This is a genomic window from Bacillus cereus G9842 (assembly GCF_000021305.1).
GTDB lineage: Bacteria > Bacillota > Bacilli > Bacillales > Bacillaceae_G > Bacillus_A > Bacillus_A thuringiensis_S.
In genome coordinates this window covers 4,622,796-4,645,128 of the sequence record NC_011772.1, presented here as the reverse complement: position 1 = coordinate 4,645,128, position 22,333 = coordinate 4,622,796, and the positions used below count along the sequence as shown (strand labels likewise).

Sequence of the window (22,333 nt, the reverse complement as noted above, 5' to 3'; positions counted from 1 at the left end):
TCCTTTAGGTTCAACGGAGAGAGGATTATGAATTTCTCGTATAATCTCCACTTTTTCCACCTGTTTTTTCAAGTAAGTATGTTTCGCCGATAATCATACCTTTATCGACAGCTTTACACATATCATACACAGTAAGAGCGGTAGCGGAAGCAGCTGTTAAAGCTTCCATTTCAACACCGGTGCTACCTTCTGTTTTAACTTTTACTTCAATGAGTAAACGATATTGTTCTTCTGATTGTTTCCAATCAAAAGAAACGTCAACACCTTTTAATAATAAAGGATGGCACATTGGGATAATATCAGAAGTTCGTTTCGCAGCCATAATGCCTGCGATTTGCGCAACTGCTAATACGTCACCTTTCCCAATTTCATTGTGAGAGATTTTATCGTAAATTTCTTTCGTAACGACAATGCTAGAGCACGCAATTGCTGTTCGAACGGTTGCTTTTTTGTCACTTATATCAACCATTTTTGCGCGTCCTTGGTCATTAAAATGTGTAAATGAAGACATGGAATTCCTCCTTGAAGTAATTTCTATTGAATACATAAAGTTTAATCGAGATAAAAAAAATTGCAAATATGAGGTGAGAAACGATGGTAGAAAAACGAATTCCAATTCAAGTTGCTGAAGCAGTAGAACGGGTAATGAAATATGCGAAGCATGGTGAAGTAGAAGAAATTTCTATTACGGAAAGTTACGGGAGAATTCTCGGGGAAGATGTTGTCTCAGATCATGAAGTTCCTCATTTTGATCGTTCCCCTTACGACGGTTTCGCCATTCGAGCAGAAGATACGAAAGGAGCAACCCAAGAGAATCCAGTTGAATTTGAAGTAATAGGAGAGATCGGGGCGGGTTCTGTTTTTTTAGAAGAAGTAGGAGCTTTTGAAGCGATTCGAATTATGACAGGAGCAGCTATTCCAGAAGATTGCAATGCAGTTGTAATGCTAGAGCTGACAGAAGGATTTGAGAAGAACGGAAAAACATATATGAAGTTAAAACGCCCTTTTAATAACGGTGACAATGTGTCGTTTAAAGGAGAAGATATAAAACAAAATCAAGTTCTCGTTAAGAAAGGTGTGGCAATTAATCCAGGAGTTGCGGCCTTACTAGCAACGTTTGGATATAGCACTGTGAAAGTTATAAAACAGCCTGTTGTCGGTATTGTAACGACAGGGAGTGAATTATTAGAAGTACATGAGCCGTTAGAACCGGGGAAAATTAGAAATAGTAACTCGTATATGATCGCAGCTCAAATTATGAAAGCTGGCGGGAAAGTTCGTTATTATGGTCAACTCGCGGATGAGTTAGATGCATGTTTTACAGCTATTCAATTAGCGATGGATGAGGTCGACATTTTAATTACAACTGGCGGTGTATCGGTAGGAGATTATGACTACTTACCAGCTATTTATGAAAGGTTACAGGCGAATGTACTCTTTAATAAAATAGCCATGAGACCTGGAAGTGTAACGACAGTAGCTGAATTTGATGGGAAGTTACTTTTCGGTTTATCAGGAAATCCGTCTGCTTGTTATGTAGGCTTTGAATTATTTGTGCAACCAATTATAAAAACGTATTTGTATGCGAAGGAACCTCACGTATATAGAGCGGATGCTATTTTACAAAAAGATTTTCCAAAGCCAAATCCATTTACTCGTTTCGTAAGAGCAAACGTAACGATTGTGGACGGGGCGTTACAAGCGATGCCGGTCGGTTTAGATAAATCGAGTGCAGTATCTTCACTTGCAGATGCGAATGCTTTTATTGTGTTACCTGGAGGAACGAGAGGATTTGAGACCGGGATGAAAGTATCTGTATTATTGTTAGAGCACTCTGAGGGATGTGATTGGCCATGGGCAAAGCCACTTCAATCTTACAAATAGTAGGATATCAAAATAGCGGAAAAACAACGCTTGTGGAGAAAATAGTGCATGCATTAGCTGAACGGGAAATGAAGGTTGCTACCATTAAACATCACGGGCACGGAGGTTTTCCAGAAGTAGCGCAAAAAGATAGCGAAAGACACCGTAAAGCTGGTGCTGTCGTAAGTAGTGTAGAAGGTGCTGGATTGCTTTCACTTTCTTCACTAAGAAAGAAATGGTCCTTGCAAGAAATTATTCGCTTATATGAGTTTTTTGAAGTGGATACAATTTTAATAGAGGGCTATAAAAAAGAGAACTACCCGAAAGTAGTGTTACTTCGTTCTGCGGAAGACGTTGAGCTTTTACATAAAGTAGAAAATATAGTAGCGATTATTACGTGGTATGATGCCCCGGCAAATATACGAGAAGAATATAAAGTATTTCATATAACAGAAGAAGAGTTGTACATAGACTGGTTTTTACAAACGGTTAGGAGTGCGAAATGACAAATACATATTATGAAGTAATTAATACAGAAATCTTGATTGAAGAGGTAACGAAGAAAGTGATTCGACGTGAATGCGGTGCTGTTACAACATTTATTGGAACCGTTAGAGAGTTTACGAAAGGGCGTCGTACATTATACTTAGAGTATGTTGCTTATAAGACGATGGCAGAAAAGATGCTAGAGAAAATTGGCCTGGAAGTGAAAGAGAAATGGCCGGATACATATGTTGCGATTACACATCGCATCGGTACGTTGCAAATTTCTGATATAGCGGTTGTTGTTGCTGTTTCAACACCACACCGTAAAGCGGCTTATGAAGCGAACGAATATATTATGGAACGCATAAAACAAATTGTTCCGATTTGGAAAAAGGAGTTTTGGGAAGATGGTGACTCATGGATTGGTGATCAATTAGAAAAAACACCATATCCGGCGGGAGAGCCTGGGAAGGAGCTATAAGTATGATTCGAGTATTGTTATTTGCGCACTTGCAAGAAGAAGCAGGGACAAGTGAATTACAAATAGAGAAAGAAAATATTACGGTTGCAGAGTTAAAAGATGTTGTTGCGAAAGAATATAATGTACCAGTTTCAGAGCCAATTATGGTTGCGATTAATGAAGAATACGCAAATGAAGATGACAGGGTCCAATCTGGTGATGTTGTTGCACTAATTCCACCAGTGAGTGGTGGTTAATATTGGATTCATTAAAACGACTTTCCTAAGTAGGGGAAGTCGTTTTTTTATGGCGTTTTTGAGAACACTAACTTATAGGATAAGGAGGACGTTATGAAAAAAATATGTGTAATTATTACAGTGATATGTTCTATCTTTTTCTCTTCTCCAAGTGATTCTTTCGCGAAAGAATCAAGGGAACAGCTTTTAGAGAGTGCTTTATTGAATAGGTACTATTCGGTTATTAGACAAGTGACAAAAGATCAATATGAATGTGATTCAGTTATAAATATAAAGCGTCTCGGCAGGAAAGATGAATTTGTTCCTAGATTTGAAGTGACGCTACAATTTCTTACTTTTCAAGGGGCGCATAATCCCCCAAATGACAAAGTTACACTTACTTTGGAGGATTATTTAGATCATATAAAGGTAAAAAATGTGGAGCGAGAAAAGAATGTTTCTAATGATGTTGTAGAAAAGATTTGTGCTCGCAAAAAAGAAAAAATGAAAGCTCATTCTAATGATTGAGAGTGGTAACTTATTCCGCTATTTTGCGGGATGATTAAAGTTTCAATTTATGACATTTTACAGAGAAAGGTAATGGGCGATGGATATATTTTTAGCAATTTTACCAGCTATATTTTGGGGAAGTATTGTGCTATTTAATGTAAAACTGGGCGGGGGACCGTATAGTCAAACGCTCGGAACAACGTTTGGAGCACTTATTTTCTCAATTGTTGTTTATATTTTTATGAAGCCAGTATTAACACCTACCGTTATTGGAGTTGGAGTTGTTTCAGGTTTATTTTGGGCGCTTGGTCAGGCGAATCAATTAAAAAGTATTGATTTAATGGGTGTTTCGAGGACGATGCCAATTTCAACAGGACTTCAATTAGTTGCGACGACTTTATTTGGCGTTATCGTATTTCATGAATGGTCCACGACAATATCGGTCGTCCTTGGGATTTTAGCGCTCGTTTGTATTATTATCGGTGTTATTTTAACATCGCTTCAAAGTGAAGAAGAAAAAAATGCAGAGCAAGCAGCAAACTTTAAAAGAGGTATCGTAATTTTATTAATTTCAACAGTCGGTTATTTAGTTTACGTTGTAGTGATTAGACTATTTAACGTAGATGGTTGGTCAGCTTTGTTGCCACAAGCAGTTGGTATGGTGTTAGGTGGGATTTTGCTTACCTTTAAACATCAGCCATTTAATAAATATGCAATCCGAAATATTATTCCAGGATTAATTTGGGCAGCTGGAAATATGTTTTTATTCATTTCGCAGCCGCGTGTTGGAGTCGCAACAAGTTTCTCGCTATCGCAAATGGGAATTATTATTTCCACGCTTGGTGGGATTCTTATATTAGGTGAAAAGAAAACGAAACGCCAATTAACGGGTATCGTTGTCGGTATCGTTTTTATTATTGCAGCCGGAATTATGTTAGGTATAGCCAAAAGTTAAAGGAGGTATAGAAATGTATAGTGATTTAGCAGGGAAAGTTGTCGTTATTACAGGATCAGCAACTGGTCTCGGAAGAGCGATGGGAGTGAGGTTTGCTAAGGAAAAAGCGAAAGTGGTTATTAATTATCGCTCACGAGAATCAGAAGCAAATGGTGTGTTAGAAGAAATTAAAAAGGTAGGCGGCGAAGCGATTGCTGTAAAAGGTGATGTAACGGTCGAATCAGATGTTGTGAATCTCATTCAATCTGCTGTGAAAGAGTTTGGTACGCTTGACGTTATGATTAATAATGCAGGGATAGAAAACGCGGTACCGTCGCATGAAATGCCGCTTGAAGATTGGAATAGGGTAATTAATACAAATTTAACAGGTGCTTTTTTAGGAAGTCGTGAAGCGATTAAATATTTTGTAGAACATGATATTAAAGGGTCTGTCATTAATATGTCTAGTGTTCATGAGAAAATTCCGTGGCCACTATTTGTGCACTATGCAGCAAGTAAGGGTGGTATTAAACTGATGACAGAAACGTTAGCGCTAGAATATGCGTCAAAAGGTATTCGAGTAAATAATATTGGGCCAGGTGCAATTAATACGCCGATAAATGCAGAAAAATTTGCTGATCCAAAGCAGCGTGCTGACGTAGAAAGTATGATACCGATGGGCTATATTGGAAAACCTGAAGAAATTGCAGCGGTAGCAACTTGGCTTGCTTCTTCAGAGGCGAGTTATGTAACGGGAATTACGCTATTTGCAGATGGTGGAATGACGTTATATCCATCGTTTCAAGCTGGGCGTGGGTAATATGAAAAGGACAAAGAGTTTTATCTCTTTGTCCTTTTTACAAAAAAAATAGCGTTCAGCTATTTTAAATTTAATGATTAATTGTATCTTGAAGAAATTCTGTTGCTTGATGTTCAGTAACATTTTGTACGAGCGCGACTTCGCTAATCATCATTTTTCGGGCATTATCTAGCATTTGTTTTTCGCTCGCATTTAATGTTCTCTCTTTATTACGGCGAAGTAAATCCCGAACCACTTCTGCGCTATCTTGTAAATTGCCATTTTTCATTTTTTCCATATTCATTGTATATCTTTGTTTCCATGAGAGTGATGGGTCTGACTCCCCGTTTTGAAATTCAAGAAGTATATCATCTAACGTACCTCGATCAACGATATAACGAATACCTGATTTTTTTAATTGTTCCATCGGAAGCATTACTTGCATATCTTTACTAATGATGCGTATCACACAATATTGACGTGAAGTACCTAATATTTCTTTCTCTTCAATTGCTTCGATAATTCCTGCACCGTGCATTGGATAAACGATTTTATCACCAATTTGAAACAAATCATCCACCTCCATATGTGGTAACCACTTTTAATGATAGCATACGTATGTAAAAATGTCAAATTTTATATAATAACATAATATTTATATTCGAGTCAATAAGGTAAAGTGCTTTTTTTATGTTTTTTTGGGGATTTTATTTATAGTGATTTTTTTAGAAAAATAGTACAGGTGAAGAAAGAAGGCATATCCACTTATTTTTAAGCATAAAATGTAAAAGCGCTAATACAATATACCTAAATCCGTTCTTTGCAAAGGAGGGAGAGAAGGTGGGGCGCACAATAAAAATTGATATTACAAATAAAGTTGTAGCTAAATTTAGACCAAATTATTTGGAATTATATACGAGTAAATTTATGATAGGTAAGTTTTATGTCTATACTGAAGATAAAAAATATGTGTTAGAAGACGGATATATATATGAGAATGGAAAGTTTTATCGCATCATAGATACGCACCGTGGCAATAATCAAGCGGCGGAGGGCTGCGATCTAGGATGGTGTTAACATGATTCGTGTGAAAGTGTTTGATGAAAGTCACGAAAAAGACTTAGAAGACGCTGTGAATGTTTTTTTGAAAAAGATTGATGATAGCAACTTTGTAGATATTAAGTACCAAGTTGGTGTTTCCATTAACGACGATGAAAACCAAATTTATTGTTTTTCAGCAATGATCGTTTATAAAGCATAAAAAAGAGCTGGCTCATCCAGCTCTTTTTTATGTTTTATGTTGGGACAACATGTGTCGGTAATACGTTCATAATAGATTGGGTTGTGCCTGATTTCTTTGTCGTTAAAAGAGGCTCCCCTGTTTCATGGTTTTGGGCATCTTTACACATACCAAGGTGATAACGATCACCTAAAAATGGATCAATATAAAAACCGTTTTTGAATACTTTATCATTCGGATGTTTTTCATGATGAATATCAGAGCAGTTAATGCAATAGAACATAGCGTTCAACCCCTTTTTATTTTGTTTGAAAAAAGTGAGTCGGTAGTCATTTCGCTCCTAAGGAAATGTTGAGGAGAAGAGAAATAACTACCTACTCAAATGGTGGGCATATTCCTTCTGATTTGTCATATCTCGCGTATTGTCCCTGAGGGAAGGAGGAGAGACGAAGTACGCATGATATAAGTAAGGCACTTCTTTCAATATGAATGATGGAGTTTCATGTTGAGAGAAGTTTTTATTTTGTATTGCCTTTGTGAGTATATTATGAGGAAATGCTAAGAGGGTGTTTGTCCTGTTGAAAAAATGTTGAGAATTTCTCAACAGTAAAAGAATTAGCGTTGACATGAAACCAAAAGGTGTTATATCATCAAAGTACAACCAAAAGGTGTTATGTTATAACGCGGAGTAAAGGAGAATGAAAATGGAACAACAAAATACATTAAATGATATTAAACAAACAATCGTTTTTAACGCGTCTATTCAAAAGGTATGGAGTGTAGTATCAACTGCAGAAGGGATTGCGTCATGGTTTATGCCAAATGATTTTGTATTAGAGGTAGGACATGAATTTCATGTGCAATCACCATTTGGGCCATCACCATGTAAAGTGTTAGAAATTGATGAGCCGAACCATTTATCTTTCTCATGGGATACAGATGGCTGGATTGTTTCATTTAATTTGAAAGACTTAGGAGATAACAAAACAGAATTTACGTTAATTCACGGCGGCTGGAAACATCCTGATGAAATTCTTCCGAAAGCAAATGCGAAGAGCTCTATTATTCGCGATAGAATGAGCGGTGGTTGGGGAGCGATTGTAAATGAAAAACTGAAAAAGGTTGTCGAAGGCTAAGTGTCCTCGTCAGCAGCGAAATATGATGTATTTCAAGCAATTGCTGATCCAACCCGCCGAGAAGTAATACGGTTATTAAGTGACAAAGAGTTACCGATTTCCAAAATAACGGATCATTTCCCGATGAGTCGTACTGCGGTTGTAAAGCACCTTCATATTCTTTCGGAAGCGAATTTAGTAAGTGGAAGAAAAAGCGGAAGAGAGAAGATATATCGTTTGCATCCAGAACCATTAGAAGAATTACAACAGTGGCTCTCGTATTATGAGCGTTTTTGGGATAATAAATTATCCATGCTGAAACATATTGTGGAGAATGAAGAGTAGATGTTATGTAAAAAGGATGACCAAAATGGTCATCCTTTTTATTGTTGCTCACTTGTTTGTGTAGCTGGCTTTAATAAAATCCAAGCGATAATTAATGTACATACTGCTAATACGAAAGTGCTCATATAAATGACGTGTACGCTTGATGCTAATGCGGATTGTGATTCGGTTACTACGTTTGCTGTAGTACCGCCATGTCCACCAGATACAAGATCAAGATTTTTAATACCACGTGCGTGAATCATCGTATTGAAGATTGTACCGAATATTGCAGCACCTAACGTTTGACTAAATGTATTAATAAATGTGTTTAAACCAACAGCTGTTCCGCGTGTATGAGCTGGGACTGCTGCTTGAATTGTTACCATATAAATCGGTGTCACAAGCCCCATTCCTAAGCCGAATAATCCAACTGCTACATAAATAAGGAACGATGGTGAATTGGTTGATAGTGTAAATAATAAGAACGTAGCGACTGATAAAATGCTAGCCCCAAGTAAAATGATTTGTTTCGTTTTTAATTTGCCTACTAAGTTACCAGAGAAAATAGCGCCAAATGTCCACATAACAGGGATTGGCATTAAAATAAGTCCAGCTTCTGTAGCGTTTTTTCCTAATACACCTTGGCTCCAGATTGGTAGGTACATTGTAATACTAATAATCATTGCGCCAGCAATAAGAGTTAATATATTTATCGTAGATAATGTACGGTTAGAGAAAAGTGTTAAAGGAATTAATGGTTCCGGAGATTTTTTCTCGATGAACAAGAAAATAATGAATGAAATAGCGGCAAAGATTAATAGGCCGATAATTGTCATGTCTCCCCAGTTTTGCTTACTGCTACCTGTTAATAATGCATATAGTAGAGCGATTGTACTTAATGAAAAAACTGTTGCACCAAGATAATCGATATGGTGTTTAGCGGGCTTAATAGATTCTTTGTAGTAAATTGCAATCATTAAGCAAGCGATAATTCCAAATGGAACGTTTAAGAAGAAAATATAGCGCCAAGAAAGGGAATCAACTAAAAATCCACCTACTAACGGTCCGATAACACCGGATACACCCCAAACGGCACTCATCCAACCTTGTGCTTTCGCGCGGTCTTTCGCTTCGCTATATAAGTCTCCAATTATCGTCATTGTGATTGGCATAACAGCACCAGCACCGATACCTTGAAGAGCGCGGAAGAAAATTAATTGTTCCATCGATGTAACGACTCCGCAAAGTGCAGAACCGACTAAAAAGATTGTAGCTCCGATCAGTAAAACTTTTTTACGGCCGAATAAATCAGCGAGCTTTCCGTATATTGGAGTCGAAACAGCTGTTGCAAGCATATAAATTGCATATACCCAACTAACAAGTTCGACGCCTGACAAATCACTCGTTATACGAGGGATTGCTGTACTAACAATCGTTCCTTCTACCGCAGAAAGAAACGTCATTAACATTAAAGACATCATGACTTTTTTTCTCATTTGTTTTCCCCTTACCCTTTTTTAAATATTCAACAATATAAAATATAAAGGTACTAAGGTATATAAAGCAACAAAAAAGCAATGGAAAGTTACATGGAGCAGATGTTTGTCGCTTCTTGTCGGTAAGTCGATATATTTGAGAAATCGCCGATAATGATTTCATGGCAATATTAAAAAAAGAAACAGGAATCCCTGTTTCTTTTTTAATATTGCATTTTCGCGTTTTCTCCAGCTGTCGTTCCAGCAATTCTACCAGTAACGAGGGCTGATGTAATATTATAACCACCAGTATAACCGTGAATATCAAGAACTTCTCCACAGAAATATAAGCCGTTCGTGAATTTAGAAGACATTTCTTTCGGATTAATTTCTTTCACGGATACACCTCCGCCAGTAACGAATGCTTTTTCAATTGATTGCGTACCATTTACATTCACAGTAAACTCTTTAAAGTCTTTCACAAGTGCACGAATCTTTTCGTGAGAAACTTGTCCAGCTTGTTCACTACCGTCAATTTCATTTTTTTCTAATAAGAATAGGAAGTAACGTTCAGGGACATAACCTTTTAAAACGTTTTTAATTCCTTTTTTCGGATCTTCTTTCATTTGTTTCAGCATGCGCTGAAATAGTTGCTCACTATTTTCCTCTGGCAATGCATCAATACTCATTTGTATTGTGTTCGTTTTAAACTTTTTCAGTGCTTTCACGACGAATTGACTACAGCGAAGAGCAGCAGGACCAGATAGGCCGAAATGAGTGAAGAGCATGTCCATTTTGTGAGAAATGATAGCTTTTCCTTTCGGGTTTAATACGCTTAAGTTTATATCACGTAAAGCAAGACCTTGTAATGAGCGATCACGTATAAACGGCTCGTTTGACAGGATAGGTACTTCTGTTGGGAATAATTCTGTAATTGTATGACCTGCTTTTTCAGCCCAAGCGTATCCGTCTCCAGTGGAACCAGTTTGAGGAACGGATTTTCCGCCAACAGCGATAACGACATGATTTGTTTCTAACACTTCGCCTGTTAGCAGTACAACTGCCTTCGTTTGACCATTTTCATATTCAATCGTTTCAACAGGCGTATTTGTACGGATTTTTACACCTAAGTCTTTTAATCGTGTTAAAAGTGCATCTACAACAGATTGCGCTTTGTTTGACACGGGGAACATGCGACCGTGGTCTTCTTCTTTCAATTTAACACCAAGATTTTCGAAGAATGTAATAATATCTTCATTATTAAAAAGAGAAAAAGCGCTGTATAAGAAGCGACCGTTTCCTGGTATATGTTTAACAATTTCATCAAGTGGTAGACGGTTCGTTACGTTACAGCGTCCGCCACCAGAAATCGCAAGTTTACGCCCAAGTTTATTTCCTTTATCAAGAAGCAAGACATTTGCGCCTTCTTCTGCAGCACCAATTGCAGCCATTAGCCCAGAAGGACCGCCGCCGATGACAATAACATCATAATGCATAATATATCGACCTCATTTTCTACATTTCCTGCCTAAAAGAATAGCATGTTTTCCGTTAAAAGAAAAATAGAGTGAAGTACTGCTTAATGAGAGAATTGTGGTACAATACAAAAGTTAGAGTTCAGCACTATCCTGCTATTTGTAGGCGATAAGACTAAAACCTCAAGATTTAGGAGAAGTAAATAGGGAGTCTGTTAGCCTGTAAATGCTCGAATGGTTCAACTAATAAGGAGTAGGAGAGAAGTCTCCAACTAATTATAGTTTCACTTTATGTAGATGTAGGAGGATTTTTGTATGTCCGATTCGAAATTTCTGCGCGGAACGCTTATTGTTACGCTAGGGACATTTTTAGTAAAGTTCTTAGGCATGATTTACGTCTTTCCGTTTCATGCATTAGTAGGCACAGAAGGCGGAACGCTCTATACATATGGATACATTCCATATACGATCTTTTTAAGTATCGCAACGGCAGGTGTGCCGCTTGCTGTTTCAAAATTTGTTTCCAAATATAATGCGCTTGGCGATTATAAAACGAGCCGGAGAATGTTCCGCTCGGGAATGGTTATGATGATAGTAACAGGAGTTCTTTCGTTCCTAGTACTGTACATGACGGCGCCACTGTTTGCAGAAGCGATGCTTGGTAAACAAAGTATACACAATAATGTAGGAGAAGTTACGACGATCATTCGTCTTGTAAGTTTCGCACTTATTGTTGTACCAGCAGCGAGTTTAATTCGTGGTTATTTCCAAGGTCACCAGTCTATGGGACCAACTACCGTTTCACAAATTATTGAACAAATTATTCGTATCGTCTTTTTATTAGCTGGTAGTTTTATCGTTATTAAAGTACTTGGCGGTACAGTTGCAACAGCAGTTGGAGTAGCGACATTTGCTGCGTTCGTTTCAGCGGTTGGAGCACTCGGTGTGTTAATTTGGTACTGGTTAAAACGTAAAAAATATTTGGATCAATATTTAATTGAACAAACTGTACCAGAATCAACAGTAAGTACTGTTCAATTGTTTAAAGAGTTATTCGCATATGCGATTCCTTACGTTGTAATTGGGTTAACAATTCCTTTATATCAACAAATTGATACATTGACATTTAACTCAATTATGCAGGCGATTGGTCAAGGTGATATCGCAGAGCGAGCGCTGGGTATTTTCACAATGTGGACGCATAAGTTAATTATGATTCCTGTATCACTTGCAACAGCGTTTAGTTTAACGCTTGTACCAGCAATTACAAAATCATTTACTGAAAAACAATACCGCTATTTGAAATTACAAATTACACAAACATTCCAGGCAAATATGTTTTTAACATTGCCAGCAGTTATCGGTATTTCAACACTTGCATATCCAATTTACACGGCTTTCTATGACTCAGATCCATTAGGTGGACAAGTATTAATGTGGTATGCACCAGTTGCATTGTTATTTGCTTTATTTACAGTAACAGCGGCAATTCTTCAAGGGATTAATCAGCAAAAGCATGCGATTGTCGCGCTTATTATGGGTGTTATTTTGAAATTTGTATGTAACGTAATCTTTATTCGTTATTTCGGTACAGTAGGAGCAATTCTAGCGACCGCAGTTGGTTTCTTAGCTTCTGTTTGGTATACAAATCGACAAATTAAAAAATACGCACACTATTCATTCGGTGTTGTATATAAAAGAACATTCCAAATTGCAGTACTGACACTTATAATGGTCGTTGCTGTAAAACTATCACAATGGCTTCTATCCTTCATGATTTCGCCTGATGGCCGTATTGGTGCTCTTATAACAGTTGCGATTTGTGCAGGTATTGGCGGTCTTGTTTACGGATTGTTAGCAATTCGCACAGGAGTACTTGAAAGAGTATTTGGCGGAGAAGCATTAGATAAAATTCAACGTAAACTTGGTAGTAGATTTAAAATAAAGTTGAAATCAAGAGGGGCGTAATTACGTCCCCTTTTCTATGATAAATAAAGAAGGTGAAAAACGTGAGATTAGATAAATTATTAGCGAATATGGGATATGGAAGTAGAAAAGAAGTAAAGAAATTATTGAAAGATGGCGTTGTGAAAATTGATGGAACGCCAGTAAAAGATGCGAAAGTTCATGTAAATGTAGAAGAGCAAGAAGTTATGATTCACGGTGAAGTTGTGGAATACAAAGAGTTTGTTTACTTAATGATGCATAAACCACAAGGTGTTATTTCAGCGACGGAAGATGATAATCATGAAACAGTAATAGATTTATTAGAATTAGAAGATGCAATCTTTGATCCGTTCCCAGTTGGACGACTTGATATCGATACGGAAGGTTTCTTATTGATAACAAATGATGGGAAGTTATCACATCAATTATTATCTCCGAAAAAGCATGTGCCGAAAAAATATTATGCACACGTTGCAGGAGTAGTAACAGAAGAGGATGTAAAAGAGTTTGCTAAAGGTGTTATTTTAGACGATGGCTATGAAACAAAGCCAGGTGCGCTTACAATATTGAAAAGCGATGATATTTCTGAAATTGAGCTTGTGATTACGGAAGGGAAATTCCATCAAGTGAAGCGTATGTTTGAAGCGGTAGGGAAAAAAGTAGTCTACCTAAAGAGAACAGAGATGGGTCCGTTAGTATTAGATGAAGAACTAGAACTTGGACAATACCGAGAGCTAACAGATGAAGAAGTAGAAATGTTAAGAACATATCAAGTAGATACTGAAAAGTAGTACCTTTATAGGTACAGAAAAAACCCCTTTCTAATAGTTAGAAAGGGGTATGTATTTATTTACATACAATTATTTTTCGTTATGAGGTCATTCTCACTTTCTTTCCTGTTGTTGTCCACTTACCGCGGCAAGGGCTATACACGAGTTCATTAAACTGCAACACATTTAGATCACGTTGTATCGTTCGCGGTGTGATCCCGAACTCATCTACAAGGTCTTTCGTCGTTACCGTTCCGTTTTCATTGATGTACATATAAATTGATTTAATGCGTGTTAGCATACGAGTAGTTGTAGGTTTCAAGAGAAAACCACTCCTCTACTAGTTTTTTTGACCCCATTCAGGAAAGAAGGTCGTTACTACCATTGTACTCTACATGATAAAATTCATGCTTTAATCTACTTAAATTTTACAAAAGTTTAACAAAAATTCATATAGAAAAATATTGGTAGTTGACATTGTATATATGGTCAGTCAACTAACACATAAAATTCTACGTAAAACGCCAAATTCCTGCAAATTTTTTTGAAAAAATAAAAGAAAAACTAATAAGAAATGTCTGAAATATTACAATTGTTCGGTATTTAGTTTTCGTGTATGGCATAAGGGATTTCGGTTTGCTATGATGAAAGAGATAATATAGTGAAGGATGGATGCGTGATGTCAGCGATTAATTGGACAGAAGAAGTTGCAAAACGAAAAGATGATTTAATTCGTGATACACAACAATTTTTACAAATTAAAAGTGTATGGGAAGAAGAATCGGCGAAAGAGGGCGCACCATTCGGTGAAGGGGTAGAAAAAGCGCTATCTTTCATGTTACATAAAGGAGAAGCTGAAGGTTTTGCTTCTAAAAATTTAGAAGGATATGCAGGTCATCTTGAAATGGGACAAGGAGAAGAATTAGTAGGTATTCTTTGTCACGTTGATGTTGTACCAGAAGGAGATGGCTGGACGACTCCCGCATATAGTGCGGATATTCGCGATGGAAAGATTTTTGCACGTGGTGCAATTGACGATAAAGGCCCAACGATGGCAGCATATTATGCGATGAAAATTGTGAAAGAATTAGGCTTACCTCTTTCAAAACGTGTTCGTATGATTATAGGAACAGATGAAGAAAGCAATTGGAAATGTGTAGATCACTACTTTAAAAACGAAGAAATGCCAACAATCGGTTTTGCACCAGATGCAGATTTTCCAATTATTAATGCAGAAAAAGGAATTTCTGATATACAAGTTGTGCAAAATGGTAGTGAAGAGAAAAAAGGTACATATGAACTTGTTTCATTTGATTCAGGGCGACGTTTAAATATGGTTCCTGATTTTGCAGAAGCGGTTATTACAGGAGAAGATGTAAATGCACTTACAGTAGCATATGAAGAGTATTTACAAACTGCTAAAAAAATAGGGGAATCGACTATAGAAGGTAATACAGTGACGTTGCAAATAAAAGGAATTTCAGCGCACGGATCTACTCCTGAAAAAGGAGAAAATGCAGGTTTATTATTAGCAAACTTCTTGACTACAGTTTCACTTGATGGAAAAGCAACTGCATTTGCGACATTTGCAACAGAAACATTTACTGGTGATATTTTGGGTGAAAAAGCTACTATTGCTTATAAAGATGAAATTAGCGGTCCGTTAACAGTGAATGTTGGTCGCCTTTCTTATACGAAAGAAAACGGTGGTAACTTAGGGCTAAACGTACGTTACCCAGTTACAACTAACTTTGAAGAAACAATTGCGAAGTTGAAAGAGTATGTTGGTACGCATGGATTTGAAGTAGCTGACTATTCTAATTCACGCCCGCATCACGTTGATAAAGACCACGTATTAATTCGTACGTTACAATGTGTATATGAAGAACAAACAGGTGAAAAAGCAGAACTATTAGCAATTGGCGGAGGTACTTATGCTCGTTCATTAAAAGCTGGTGTGGCATTTGGACCGCTATTCCCTGGAAAGGAAGAACTTGCGCATCAAAAAGATGAGTACATTGAAATTGAAGACTTATTAAAAGCAACAGCAATTTATGCGCAAGCAATTCATGAATTAGCGAAGTAAAGTGAAACTTTAATCGCCGATATATGAATAATGACCGCTCTCTACTTTAGAGGGCGGCTTCTTTTTAATTGAATGAGATAAGAAAGAAAAGCAACAATAGAAAGAAGGAGACGGTGTACATGGATAGGCATTATTTTGTCGCAATTACGTTACCAAATCATATAAAAGAAGTGCTGTCTAACTATAAAGAGGATACGAATGAGAAATTACCATTTCGCTCGTGGGTACATAAGGAAGATTATCATATTACCCTTTCCTTTTTAGGAGGTGCGACAGAAGAACAGTTAAAAGGGATAAAGAATGGATTACAAACACTTATAAAAACAAAAGAACTATCGTTCACGTTACAAGGTTTTTCAACGTTTGGTAGGGAAGATCAGCCCCGTATTCTTTGGGCGAAGGTAAGTGAGAATCATGATTTGTTTCAGTTACAAAAGCAAGTACATGCCATTTGTGAAGAAAATGGTTTTTCTCTAGAAACACGCCCGTATCATCCGCATATTACTGTTGCTCGTAAATGGATAGGAGAAGAAAAGTTTCATTTAGAAAGTATAAAAGAAGTGCCTGAAATATCATTTCAAGCAGATACAATTACTTTATACGAATCCCACGTGAAAGAAACCCCGAAGTATAAATCGATTGCTGAAATAAAATTACAAAAATAGAATGTTGAAAACGTTTTTTATGCAGGTGAATATACTATAGAGAAGAATGGAGTTACTGTATAGAGTCTTGTTGATAAGAAAAGCCTTATCATTTGCAGCTCATTTTATCTCGCCTGATTGGTGAAGGCTAATAATAAGTGAGGATGGGAAAATTTTCTCGCTCATTAAAGTTTCACTTTATTTTAACTTTGAGAATGATGGTGATTTTTTTATGTTGAAAGTAAAACGTCCATTTGATGCCTATTTAGATGAAATGAATAAAATTACAATTTTGCTCCCACATGCGTATGGAACAAGTCGGACATTTCGTTTGCAAGAAGGAAGTAATGTGAAAGATTTACCGATTGCTCATACTATTGCACTTCCAGATGCAACGAAGTATGAGTGCTTTATAGAAGAGCCGCTAGATGTGGGGAAGTATTATACAGTACGAGATGAACGGAATGAAGAAACGGATTTACAAATAGGTGCTGTTATTCGAACAACAATTTTCGATGAAAAGCATTATTACGAAGGTACAGATTTAGGTGCTGTGTATCAAAAAGAAGAAACGACATTTAAAGTATGGGCTCCAACCGCAAGGCTTGCGAAAGTAAGAATTTATAAGAGTGATAAAGAATATACCGATCATGAAATGTACAGAGAAGAAAACGGAGTTTGGATTCAAACATTACAAGGGGATTTAGACGGAGCATGCTATACATTTCTTGTTTGTATTAATTTAATATGGAACGAAGCTGTGGATCCTTATGCAAAGTCGGTGACGGTAAACGGCAAACACGGTGTTGTTATCGATTTAGAAAAAACGAGTGTAACAAGACGAGAGGGATTACCACCATTACAATCAATGACAGATGCCATATTGTATGAACTGCATATTCGTGATGCGACTATACATCAAAATAGTGGAGTGAGTCAAAAGGGAACATATAAAGGATTGATGGAAGAGGGAACAACGGGACGGAACGGGACGTTAACAGGGTTGTCTCATATAAAAGATTTAGGTGTTACACATGTTGAACTATTACCTTTATATTGTTTCGGTGGTGTAGATGAGGCGAATCCTTCGTCCGCCTATAATTGGGGGTATAATCCATTATATTACAATGCACCAACAGGATTTTATGCTACAAATCCCTCTGATCCGTATAACAGGATAGTTGAGTGCAAACAACTAATTGAAACATTTCATGAACAAGGTATTAGGGTGATCATAGACGTTGTATATAATCATGTTTATGAAAGAGAGCTATCATCATTTGAAAAGCTTGTTCCAGGCTATTATTTTCGTCATGGTGAAGATGGTATGCCTTCTAATGGGACGGGAGTCGGAAATGATATAGCGTCTGAACGGAAAATGATGAGGAAATTCATTGTAGAGTCTATTTTATATTGGCTTACTGAATACAATGTCGATGGATTCCGATTCGACTTAATGGGAATTTTAGATGTTGATACAATGAATGTGATAGAAAAAGAAGTACGAAACATAAAACGAGATGCTTTATTATTAGGAGAAGGATGGGATTTACAAACACCACTTCCTGCCAAAGAAAAAGCAACGTTAAATAATGCGAAGAACATGCCGCATATTGCGCAGTTTAATGATCAATTTCGTGATGGGATAAAAGGGAGTACATTTCATATAAACAAGCGTGGTTTTGCATTTGGTGGGTCTGTAGACTGTAATCATTTGCAGTATATTGCAGCAGGAAGTCTTTTAAGTATGAAAGAAACAGGGCTGTTTCTAGAGCCGGCGCAAAGCATTAATTATGTAGAATGTCATGATAATATGACGATGTGGGATAAACTAGTGCGCAGTAATGAAGAATCAGAAGCGATTTTGAAAAAACGTCACCTGCTAGCGAGCGCAATGGTTATTCTTTCACAAGGCATTCCTTTCTTACATGCAGGACAAGAGTTTTATCGTACGAAGAAAGGAAATGAAAATAGTTATAATGCAAATGATGAGATTAATCAATTAGATTGGGATCAAAAAGAGAAAGAGATAGAGACTGTTAACTATATAAAAGGTTTAATTGCGATTCGTAAAGAGCATGGGGCATTCCGATTACAAAACGCAGACCTTATAAAAAAACATATGACTTTTTTACAAACATCTACAGAAGTACTTGCATACCACCTGCAAAATGTAAAATCGTTTGGACCGTGGAAAGAGATTGTCGTTTTATTTAATAGCGGTTTAGAAGCTAAAACGGTGCAACTTCCGAAAGAAGAAACGTGGCATGTGTTAGTAAACGAAAACGAAGCGAAAATAGATCCAATTTCTTCATTTAGAGGAAAGGAACTTAGGCTCGCTCCAATTAGCACGTATATATTGACGATAATGTGACAAATCGCTACTTGACGATGAGAATGTAATAAATGTAGAATTGACAAAGGTGACGATTTTGATAAGTTGTCATTCTATGACAGGTTTTGTAAAATAAAATAGAGGATTTTTGGCCTAGGCTAATTTTTCTTTTCATTTACAGTAAAATATATGAATCCACAACATGTGTAGAAATGTTGCGGTTTTTCTTTTCATAACTATAAAAGATAAGGATTTGTTAACGGGTAATGAATATGGAATGGTTGGAACAATTATTAGGAAAAGAGTGGAGTCTTGTACCGGCTGGTGGAGTAACGGGCGATGCATATATTGCGCAAAACGGACAACAGAAGTTATTTTTAAAGCGGAATACATCGCCCTTTTTAGCGGTATTGTCAGCAGAAGGAATTGTTCCAAAATTACTTTGGACAAGAAGGGTAACGAATGGTGATGTAATTTCTGCTCAAAAATGGCTTCCGGGACAGAAGCTAGAGCCAGAGGATATGAAACTAGAACGTGTTGCGAAACTTTTGAAGAAAATACACTCCTCTAAAGCGCTTGTACAGATGATTCAAAGACTTGGGAAGCAGCCGCTTCACGCACAAGAGTTATTACAACAACTGCAACTCGTTTTAAGAGGAGATATAAGGGATGATGAAACAATTCAGCAAGGCCTTCAATATTTAATGGGTTCATTAAAAGCTATTGAATACAATGAATTTGTTGTATGCCATTGTGATGTAAACCATAACAATTGGATATTGTCGGATGAAGATGAGTTGTTTCTAATTGATTGGGATGGAGCTGTAATTGCTGACCCGGCTCTAGACCTTGGTATGTTATTATATTGGTACATTCCGCGCCAGGAGTGGAGTGAGTGGCTCGGTTTTTATGATATTGAAATGGATGAATCGCTGCTTAGGCGTATGAGATGGTATGTGATAGCACAAACGATTTTGTCTATTCAATGGCATACAACAAAAAAACAGCAAGCAGAAGCTGAATATTGGCATCAATATTTACAGCAACTACTTGCTTCAGAATAATACTTAAGAAAAATTGTCCATTCCAGCAATCCACTGAGTAAGTTGTTCTTGATTATTGGAAATATGGTTGTCCAAATTAGAGGAAGATTTACCCGATTGACTATAAGAATATACATCGTTTAGCATTGTTTTAGCGTCACTACTTATATTATCGTTTGCGAGTAACGATTGAATGAGGCGCTCTAATTGCTCGCATTCTGAAACTGTCCCGCAGCAATCACTTTGGTGGTTGACTAAAATATCTTTCAGCACTTCTAATTGATGTTGTTGATTAATTGGCATGAACGGATCATCCTTTCGATTGTTTTTCTCTTCAAATGTAAGAGAAAAAGCTGTTTCGTCATGGAATGTTTAATGCTGTATGTAGTTTTTATCAAAATGGTACATCTTATACTTGAAAGAAACGGACCGAGTGCTCGTACGTACTTGGTTTTTTGTTTGGTAGATTGATTAAAAAAAGAAAGAAGGAATTATTCCTTTAAAATAGTTTTGTAAAGAGAGGGAGACATCTATGCGTTTAAGACATAAACCATATGCAATGGATCGAATTAACGAGTATTCACATATCGTAATCGGAAACCCAGAGGAGCGCGCTGGTAACTGGAAAGAAGTATTTGGAAATGAACAACCAATTCATATTGAAGTAGGTACAGGTCGTGGCCGCTTTATGTATGATATGGCAAAAGCGAATCCACATATTAATTATATTGGAATTGAAAAATTCACAAGTGTTGTTGTAGATGCACTTGATAAATTAATTGAAGAAGAAGTGCCGAACTTAAAGTTAATTAATAAAGATGCTGAAGATTTAACAGTTTTCTTTGCAAAAGGTGAGATTGATCGCGTTTATTTAAACTTCTCAGATCCATGGCCAAAGAAGCGTCATACGAAGCGTCGTTTAACGTATAAAACGTTTTTACGTAATTATGAAGAAGTGTTAGTAGAAGGGGGAGAAATTCATTTTAAAACAGATAACCAAGGTTTATTTGAATATTCTCTTATGAGTATGGCTGAGTATGGTATGTTACTAACGTACTTAAGCTTAGATCTTCATAACAGCGACTTTGAAGGTAACATCATGACTGAATACGAAGAGAAATTCTCTAGTAAGGGTCATCGTATTTACCGAGTTGAAGCAAAATATCGTACAGAGCCTATGCAGTAATGCATAGGTTTTTTTATGCCTAAAATAATCAGAATTTTATGTTAAGATTAATTAAAAGGGGGATGTGTAATGGAACAGTTACAAATTGGAGATATAAAAGTAACGTGGTTAAAAGGCGGGAATACACATTTAGATGGAGGGGCAATGTTTGGTGTTGTGCCGAAAGTACTTTGGTCACGTAAATATACACATAATGACACAAATCATATTTACTTACGAACAGATCCGTTACTATTACAAACGAAAGATGGAAATATGCTCATTGATTCAGGAATAGGAAACGGTAAGTTGAATGAGAAGATGAAACGAAATCAAGGTGTAACAGAAGAATCATCGGTTTATGAATCGTTAGAAAAACAGGGATTAAAGCCTGAAGATATTCAATATGTTTTAATGACACACCTTCATTTTGATCATGCATCTGGTCTAACAAAATGGGAAGATGATCACCTTGTACCGGCATTTCCAAATGCGAAAGTTTACGTAAGTGAAACAGAGTGGAATGAAATGAGGAATCCAAACATTAGATCACGTAATACATATTGGAAGGAAAATTGGGAGCCAATTGTAGATCAAGTTGTTACGTTCCAGCAAGAAATAGAAATTACAGATGAAATCAAGATGACGCATACCGGTGGTCATAGCGATGGACATGCAGTTATCGCTTTGGAGAGTCAAGGAGAAACGATGCTACATTTAGCAGACCTATTGCCGACACACGCGCATCAAAATGTATTATGGGTAATGGCATACGATGATTATCCGATGACTTCGATTGAAAATAAGCAAAAGTGGATGAAGTATGGTGCTGAAAAAGAGGCGTGGTTTACGTTTTATCATGACGCATATTATCGTGCTGTGAAGTGGAATGAGGAAGGACATATTGTAGAAAAAATAGAACGGAAAACGAGTATAGAAGCTTAAAAAGAGGAGATTGTTCCATCATATTTGTTGGAGCAGCTTCTTTTTTATTATCGGATTTTGTCGGTAAGTCGATATATTCGGAAAATCGCTGATATAATTTTAATCAATACCCACAATTTCAAAAAAATAAGAGGTTCACCTAATGGGAACCCTCCTTTTTATGCTGCTATAACTTCTAAAACAGTACCTGTTTTAGCATCAACTAAAAATTCAAATCGTTCTTGTATATCATCTAACATTGTTGTAAGACCGCCGCGATAAACTTCATATGCGACATCATATTTTTCAAATGTCTCTGGAACCATATGTACCCAAGAGCCAGTAATTTCACCTTTATGACTTAATGCTTGTTTCACCATTTTCAATGCTTTTTCTGAAGAAATATGGGATTGTTCTTGTACTTTGTTTGCAACGAGATAACCAGCTGCGAACCCAACGCCAAGACCTGCTACTAAACCTTTCCAACTCATATATTCAC

General features: G+C 36.9%; 27 protein-coding genes. 19 read left to right on the top strand and 8 right to left on the bottom strand.

All coding sequences use genetic code 11. The annotated features are described in order from the left end of the window. Positions 1 to 25: 25 nt before the first annotated feature. Entirely contained in the window at positions 26 to 511 is a 486-nt protein-coding gene (gene moaC, locus BCG9842_RS23440) for a cyclic pyranopterin monophosphate synthase MoaC (RefSeq protein WP_000094146.1), read from the bottom strand. Positions 512 to 594: 83 nt separating this feature from the next. Here moaC and BCG9842_RS23435 point away from each other — a divergent pair, with 83 nt between their 5' ends. From BCG9842_RS23435 to BCG9842_RS23405, 7 genes are all read left to right on the top strand, one after another. Then, complete coding sequence (locus BCG9842_RS23435; RefSeq protein WP_000229704.1) at positions 595 to 1,884, top strand: molybdopterin molybdotransferase MoeA; 1,290 nt, start codon at positions 595 to 597, stop codon at positions 1,882 to 1,884. Next, the gene (mobB, locus tag BCG9842_RS23430) at positions 1,848 to 2,369 is read left to right on the top strand and encodes a molybdopterin-guanine dinucleotide biosynthesis protein B (protein WP_002081993.1); all 522 of its coding nucleotides are present in this window, start codon (positions 1,848 to 1,850) and stop codon (positions 2,367 to 2,369) included. The genes BCG9842_RS23435 and mobB overlap by 37 nt, the downstream gene beginning before the upstream one ends. Beyond that, positions 2,366 to 2,830, top strand: coding sequence for a molybdopterin synthase catalytic subunit MoaE (moaE, locus tag BCG9842_RS23425; RefSeq protein WP_000185946.1), 465 nt, complete (start codon positions 2,366 to 2,368; stop codon positions 2,828 to 2,830). The genes mobB and moaE overlap by 4 nt, the downstream gene beginning before the upstream one ends. Positions 2,831 to 2,832: 2 nt before the next feature. Beyond that, entirely contained in the window at positions 2,833 to 3,066 is a 234-nt protein-coding gene (gene moaD, locus BCG9842_RS23420) for a molybdopterin converting factor subunit 1 (protein WP_000621773.1), read from the top strand. 93 nt (positions 3,067 to 3,159) lie between these two features. Further along, positions 3,160 to 3,573, top strand: a complete 414-nt coding sequence (locus BCG9842_RS23415; protein ID WP_000717657.1) for a DUF3888 domain-containing protein — start codon at positions 3,160 to 3,162, stop codon at positions 3,571 to 3,573. Positions 3,574 to 3,652: 79 nt separating this feature from the next. Further along, positions 3,653 to 4,510 carry a glucose uptake protein GlcU gene (glcU, locus tag BCG9842_RS23410; protein ID WP_000350863.1) on the top strand — a complete coding sequence of 286 codons (858 nt, stop codon included), beginning with the start codon at positions 3,653 to 3,655 and terminating at the stop codon, positions 4,508 to 4,510. 13 nt (positions 4,511 to 4,523) lie between these two features. Next, the gene (locus BCG9842_RS23405; protein ID WP_000286680.1) at positions 4,524 to 5,309 is read left to right on the top strand and encodes a glucose 1-dehydrogenase; all 786 of its coding nucleotides are present in this window, start codon (positions 4,524 to 4,526) and stop codon (positions 5,307 to 5,309) included. A 70-nt stretch (positions 5,310 to 5,379) separates the two neighbouring features. Here BCG9842_RS23405 and BCG9842_RS23400 read toward each other — a convergent pair whose 3' ends face one another. Further along, entirely contained in the window at positions 5,380 to 5,874 is a 495-nt protein-coding gene (locus tag BCG9842_RS23400) for a CarD family transcriptional regulator (protein WP_000451446.1), read from the bottom strand. 254 nt (positions 5,875 to 6,128) lie between these two features. Between BCG9842_RS23400 and BCG9842_RS23395 the strand changes: the two genes are divergently transcribed. Both BCG9842_RS23395 and BCG9842_RS23390 read left to right on the top strand, forming a co-directional pair. Next, positions 6,129 to 6,365: a DUF2553 family protein gene (locus tag BCG9842_RS23395; protein ID WP_000533804.1), complete on the top strand. Its 237-nt coding sequence runs from the start codon at positions 6,129 to 6,131 to the stop codon at positions 6,363 to 6,365. A 1-nt stretch (position 6,366) separates the two neighbouring features. Further along, positions 6,367 to 6,549 (top strand): sporulation protein Cse60, encoded by a 183-nt coding sequence (locus BCG9842_RS23390; RefSeq protein WP_000621751.1) that lies wholly within the window; start codon positions 6,367 to 6,369, stop codon positions 6,547 to 6,549. A 34-nt stretch (positions 6,550 to 6,583) separates the two neighbouring features. Here the strand turns inward: BCG9842_RS23390 and BCG9842_RS23385 are convergent, their stop codons facing one another. After that, entirely contained in the window at positions 6,584 to 6,811 is a 228-nt protein-coding gene (locus BCG9842_RS23385) for a DUF3973 domain-containing protein (RefSeq protein WP_000498990.1), read from the bottom strand. 421 nt (positions 6,812 to 7,232) lie between these two features. Between BCG9842_RS23385 and BCG9842_RS23380 the strand changes: the two genes are divergently transcribed. Next, entirely contained in the window at positions 7,233 to 7,664 is a 432-nt protein-coding gene (locus BCG9842_RS23380) for an SRPBCC family protein (protein WP_000437763.1), read from the top strand. Continuing rightward, a complete protein-coding gene (locus BCG9842_RS23375) occupies positions 7,665 to 7,988 on the top strand; it encodes an ArsR/SmtB family transcription factor (RefSeq protein WP_000098837.1) in 324 nt (107 codons plus the stop codon). A gap of 38 nt (positions 7,989 to 8,026) precedes the next feature. Here BCG9842_RS23375 and BCG9842_RS23370 read toward each other — a convergent pair whose 3' ends face one another. Both BCG9842_RS23370 and BCG9842_RS23365 read right to left on the bottom strand, forming a co-directional pair. Continuing rightward, positions 8,027 to 9,466 carry an MDR family MFS transporter gene (locus tag BCG9842_RS23370; RefSeq protein ID WP_001228024.1) on the bottom strand — a complete coding sequence of 480 codons (1,440 nt, stop codon included), beginning with the start codon at positions 9,464 to 9,466 and terminating at the stop codon, positions 8,027 to 8,029. A gap of 203 nt (positions 9,467 to 9,669) precedes the next feature. Beyond that, positions 9,670 to 10,941, bottom strand: a complete 1,272-nt coding sequence (locus BCG9842_RS23365; protein WP_000558870.1) for an NAD(P)/FAD-dependent oxidoreductase — start codon at positions 10,939 to 10,941, stop codon at positions 9,670 to 9,672. A gap of 294 nt (positions 10,942 to 11,235) precedes the next feature. Between BCG9842_RS23365 and BCG9842_RS23360 the strand changes: the two genes are divergently transcribed. Continuing rightward, positions 11,236 to 12,888, top strand: a complete 1,653-nt coding sequence (locus BCG9842_RS23360) for a putative polysaccharide biosynthesis protein (protein WP_001284026.1) — start codon at positions 11,236 to 11,238, stop codon at positions 12,886 to 12,888. Between the two features lie 41 nt (positions 12,889 to 12,929). Then, the gene (locus tag BCG9842_RS23355; protein ID WP_001234948.1) at positions 12,930 to 13,658 is read left to right on the top strand and encodes a pseudouridine synthase; all 729 of its coding nucleotides are present in this window, start codon (positions 12,930 to 12,932) and stop codon (positions 13,656 to 13,658) included. A 79-nt stretch (positions 13,659 to 13,737) separates the two neighbouring features. Here the strand turns inward: BCG9842_RS23355 and BCG9842_RS23350 are convergent, their stop codons facing one another. Continuing rightward, on the bottom strand, positions 13,738 to 13,959 hold the full coding sequence (locus tag BCG9842_RS23350; RefSeq protein WP_000805512.1) for a DeoR family transcriptional regulator: 222 nt from the start codon (positions 13,957 to 13,959) through the stop codon (positions 13,738 to 13,740). A 357-nt stretch (positions 13,960 to 14,316) separates the two neighbouring features. Between BCG9842_RS23350 and pepV the strand changes: the two genes are divergently transcribed. From pepV to BCG9842_RS23330, 4 genes are all read left to right on the top strand, one after another. Beyond that, a complete protein-coding gene (gene pepV, locus BCG9842_RS23345; RefSeq protein ID WP_001274234.1) occupies positions 14,317 to 15,723 on the top strand; it encodes a dipeptidase PepV in 1,407 nt (468 codons plus the stop codon). A 119-nt stretch (positions 15,724 to 15,842) separates the two neighbouring features. Continuing rightward, positions 15,843 to 16,388 (top strand): RNA 2',3'-cyclic phosphodiesterase, encoded by a 546-nt coding sequence (gene thpR / locus BCG9842_RS23340; RefSeq protein ID WP_000373845.1) that lies wholly within the window; start codon positions 15,843 to 15,845, stop codon positions 16,386 to 16,388. A gap of 211 nt (positions 16,389 to 16,599) precedes the next feature. Then, positions 16,600 to 18,741, top strand: coding sequence for a type I pullulanase (gene pulA, locus BCG9842_RS23335; RefSeq protein WP_000921756.1), 2,142 nt, complete (start codon positions 16,600 to 16,602; stop codon positions 18,739 to 18,741). A gap of 227 nt (positions 18,742 to 18,968) precedes the next feature. Further along, positions 18,969 to 19,766 carry a phosphotransferase family protein gene (locus BCG9842_RS23330; protein ID WP_002081999.1) on the top strand — a complete coding sequence of 266 codons (798 nt, stop codon included), beginning with the start codon at positions 18,969 to 18,971 and terminating at the stop codon, positions 19,764 to 19,766. Between the two features lie 3 nt (positions 19,767 to 19,769). Here BCG9842_RS23330 and BCG9842_RS23325 read toward each other — a convergent pair whose 3' ends face one another. Then, the gene (locus tag BCG9842_RS23325) at positions 19,770 to 20,048 is read right to left on the bottom strand and encodes a YtzH-like family protein (protein ID WP_001122235.1); all 279 of its coding nucleotides are present in this window, start codon (positions 20,046 to 20,048) and stop codon (positions 19,770 to 19,772) included. 229 nt (positions 20,049 to 20,277) lie between these two features. Here BCG9842_RS23325 and trmB point away from each other — a divergent pair, with 229 nt between their 5' ends. Beyond that, the gene (trmB, locus tag BCG9842_RS23320; RefSeq protein WP_001239383.1) at positions 20,278 to 20,931 is read left to right on the top strand and encodes a tRNA (guanosine(46)-N7)-methyltransferase TrmB; all 654 of its coding nucleotides are present in this window, start codon (positions 20,278 to 20,280) and stop codon (positions 20,929 to 20,931) included. A gap of 69 nt (positions 20,932 to 21,000) precedes the next feature. Further along, positions 21,001 to 21,855, top strand: coding sequence for a YtnP family quorum-quenching lactonase (locus BCG9842_RS23315; protein WP_000436876.1), 855 nt, complete (start codon positions 21,001 to 21,003; stop codon positions 21,853 to 21,855). A 158-nt stretch (positions 21,856 to 22,013) separates the two neighbouring features. On the opposite strand, the gene BCG9842_RS23310 is transcribed toward BCG9842_RS23315, so the two are convergent. Beyond that, complete coding sequence (locus tag BCG9842_RS23310) at positions 22,014 to 22,325, bottom strand: PepSY domain-containing protein (protein WP_000118541.1); 312 nt, start codon at positions 22,323 to 22,325, stop codon at positions 22,014 to 22,016. Positions 22,326 to 22,333 lie beyond the last annotated feature (8 nt).

Excerpts from the sequence above, each read along its gene's own strand:
- moaC (WP_000094146.1), bottom strand. The coding sequence starts at position 511 with ATGTCTTCATTTACACATTTTAATGACCAAGGACGCGCAAAAATGGTT.
- BCG9842_RS23435 (WP_000229704.1), top strand. The coding sequence starts at position 595 with ATGGTAGAAAAACGAATTCCAATTCAAGTTGCTGAAGCAGTAGAACGG.
- moaE (WP_000185946.1), top strand. The coding sequence starts at position 2,366 with ATGACAAATACATATTATGAAGTAATTAATACAGAAATCTTGATTGAA.
- moaD (WP_000621773.1), top strand. The coding sequence starts at position 2,833 with ATGATTCGAGTATTGTTATTTGCGCACTTGCAAGAAGAAGCAGGGACA.
- BCG9842_RS23415 (WP_000717657.1), top strand. The coding sequence starts at position 3,160 with ATGAAAAAAATATGTGTAATTATTACAGTGATATGTTCTATCTTTTTC.
- glcU (WP_000350863.1), top strand. The coding sequence starts at position 3,653 with ATGGATATATTTTTAGCAATTTTACCAGCTATATTTTGGGGAAGTATT.
- BCG9842_RS23405 (WP_000286680.1), top strand. The coding sequence starts at position 4,524 with ATGTATAGTGATTTAGCAGGGAAAGTTGTCGTTATTACAGGATCAGCA.
- BCG9842_RS23400 (WP_000451446.1), bottom strand. The coding sequence starts at position 5,874 with ATGGAGGTGGATGATTTGTTTCAAATTGGTGATAAAATCGTTTATCCA.
- BCG9842_RS23390 (WP_000621751.1), top strand. The coding sequence starts at position 6,367 with ATGATTCGTGTGAAAGTGTTTGATGAAAGTCACGAAAAAGACTTAGAA.
- BCG9842_RS23385 (WP_000498990.1), bottom strand. The coding sequence starts at position 6,811 with ATGTTCTATTGCATTAACTGCTCTGATATTCATCATGAAAAACATCCG.
- BCG9842_RS23380 (WP_000437763.1), top strand. The coding sequence starts at position 7,233 with ATGGAACAACAAAATACATTAAATGATATTAAACAAACAATCGTTTTT.
- BCG9842_RS23370 (WP_001228024.1), bottom strand. The coding sequence starts at position 9,466 with ATGAGAAAAAAAGTCATGATGTCTTTAATGTTAATGACGTTTCTTTCT.
- BCG9842_RS23365 (WP_000558870.1), bottom strand. The coding sequence starts at position 10,941 with ATGCATTATGATGTTATTGTCATCGGCGGCGGTCCTTCTGGGCTAATG.
- BCG9842_RS23360 (WP_001284026.1), top strand. The coding sequence starts at position 11,236 with ATGTCCGATTCGAAATTTCTGCGCGGAACGCTTATTGTTACGCTAGGG.
- pepV (WP_001274234.1), top strand. The coding sequence starts at position 14,317 with ATGTCAGCGATTAATTGGACAGAAGAAGTTGCAAAACGAAAAGATGAT.
- thpR (WP_000373845.1), top strand. The coding sequence starts at position 15,843 with ATGGATAGGCATTATTTTGTCGCAATTACGTTACCAAATCATATAAAA.
- pulA (WP_000921756.1), top strand. The coding sequence starts at position 16,600 with ATGTTGAAAGTAAAACGTCCATTTGATGCCTATTTAGATGAAATGAAT.
- BCG9842_RS23330 (WP_002081999.1), top strand. The coding sequence starts at position 18,969 with ATGAATATGGAATGGTTGGAACAATTATTAGGAAAAGAGTGGAGTCTT.
- BCG9842_RS23325 (WP_001122235.1), bottom strand. The coding sequence starts at position 20,048 with ATGCCAATTAATCAACAACATCAATTAGAAGTGCTGAAAGATATTTTA.
- trmB (WP_001239383.1), top strand. The coding sequence starts at position 20,278 with ATGCGTTTAAGACATAAACCATATGCAATGGATCGAATTAACGAGTAT.
- BCG9842_RS23315 (WP_000436876.1), top strand. The coding sequence starts at position 21,001 with ATGGAACAGTTACAAATTGGAGATATAAAAGTAACGTGGTTAAAAGGC.
- BCG9842_RS23310 (WP_000118541.1), bottom strand. The coding sequence starts at position 22,325 with ATGAGTTGGAAAGGTTTAGTAGCAGGTCTTGGCGTTGGGTTCGCAGCT.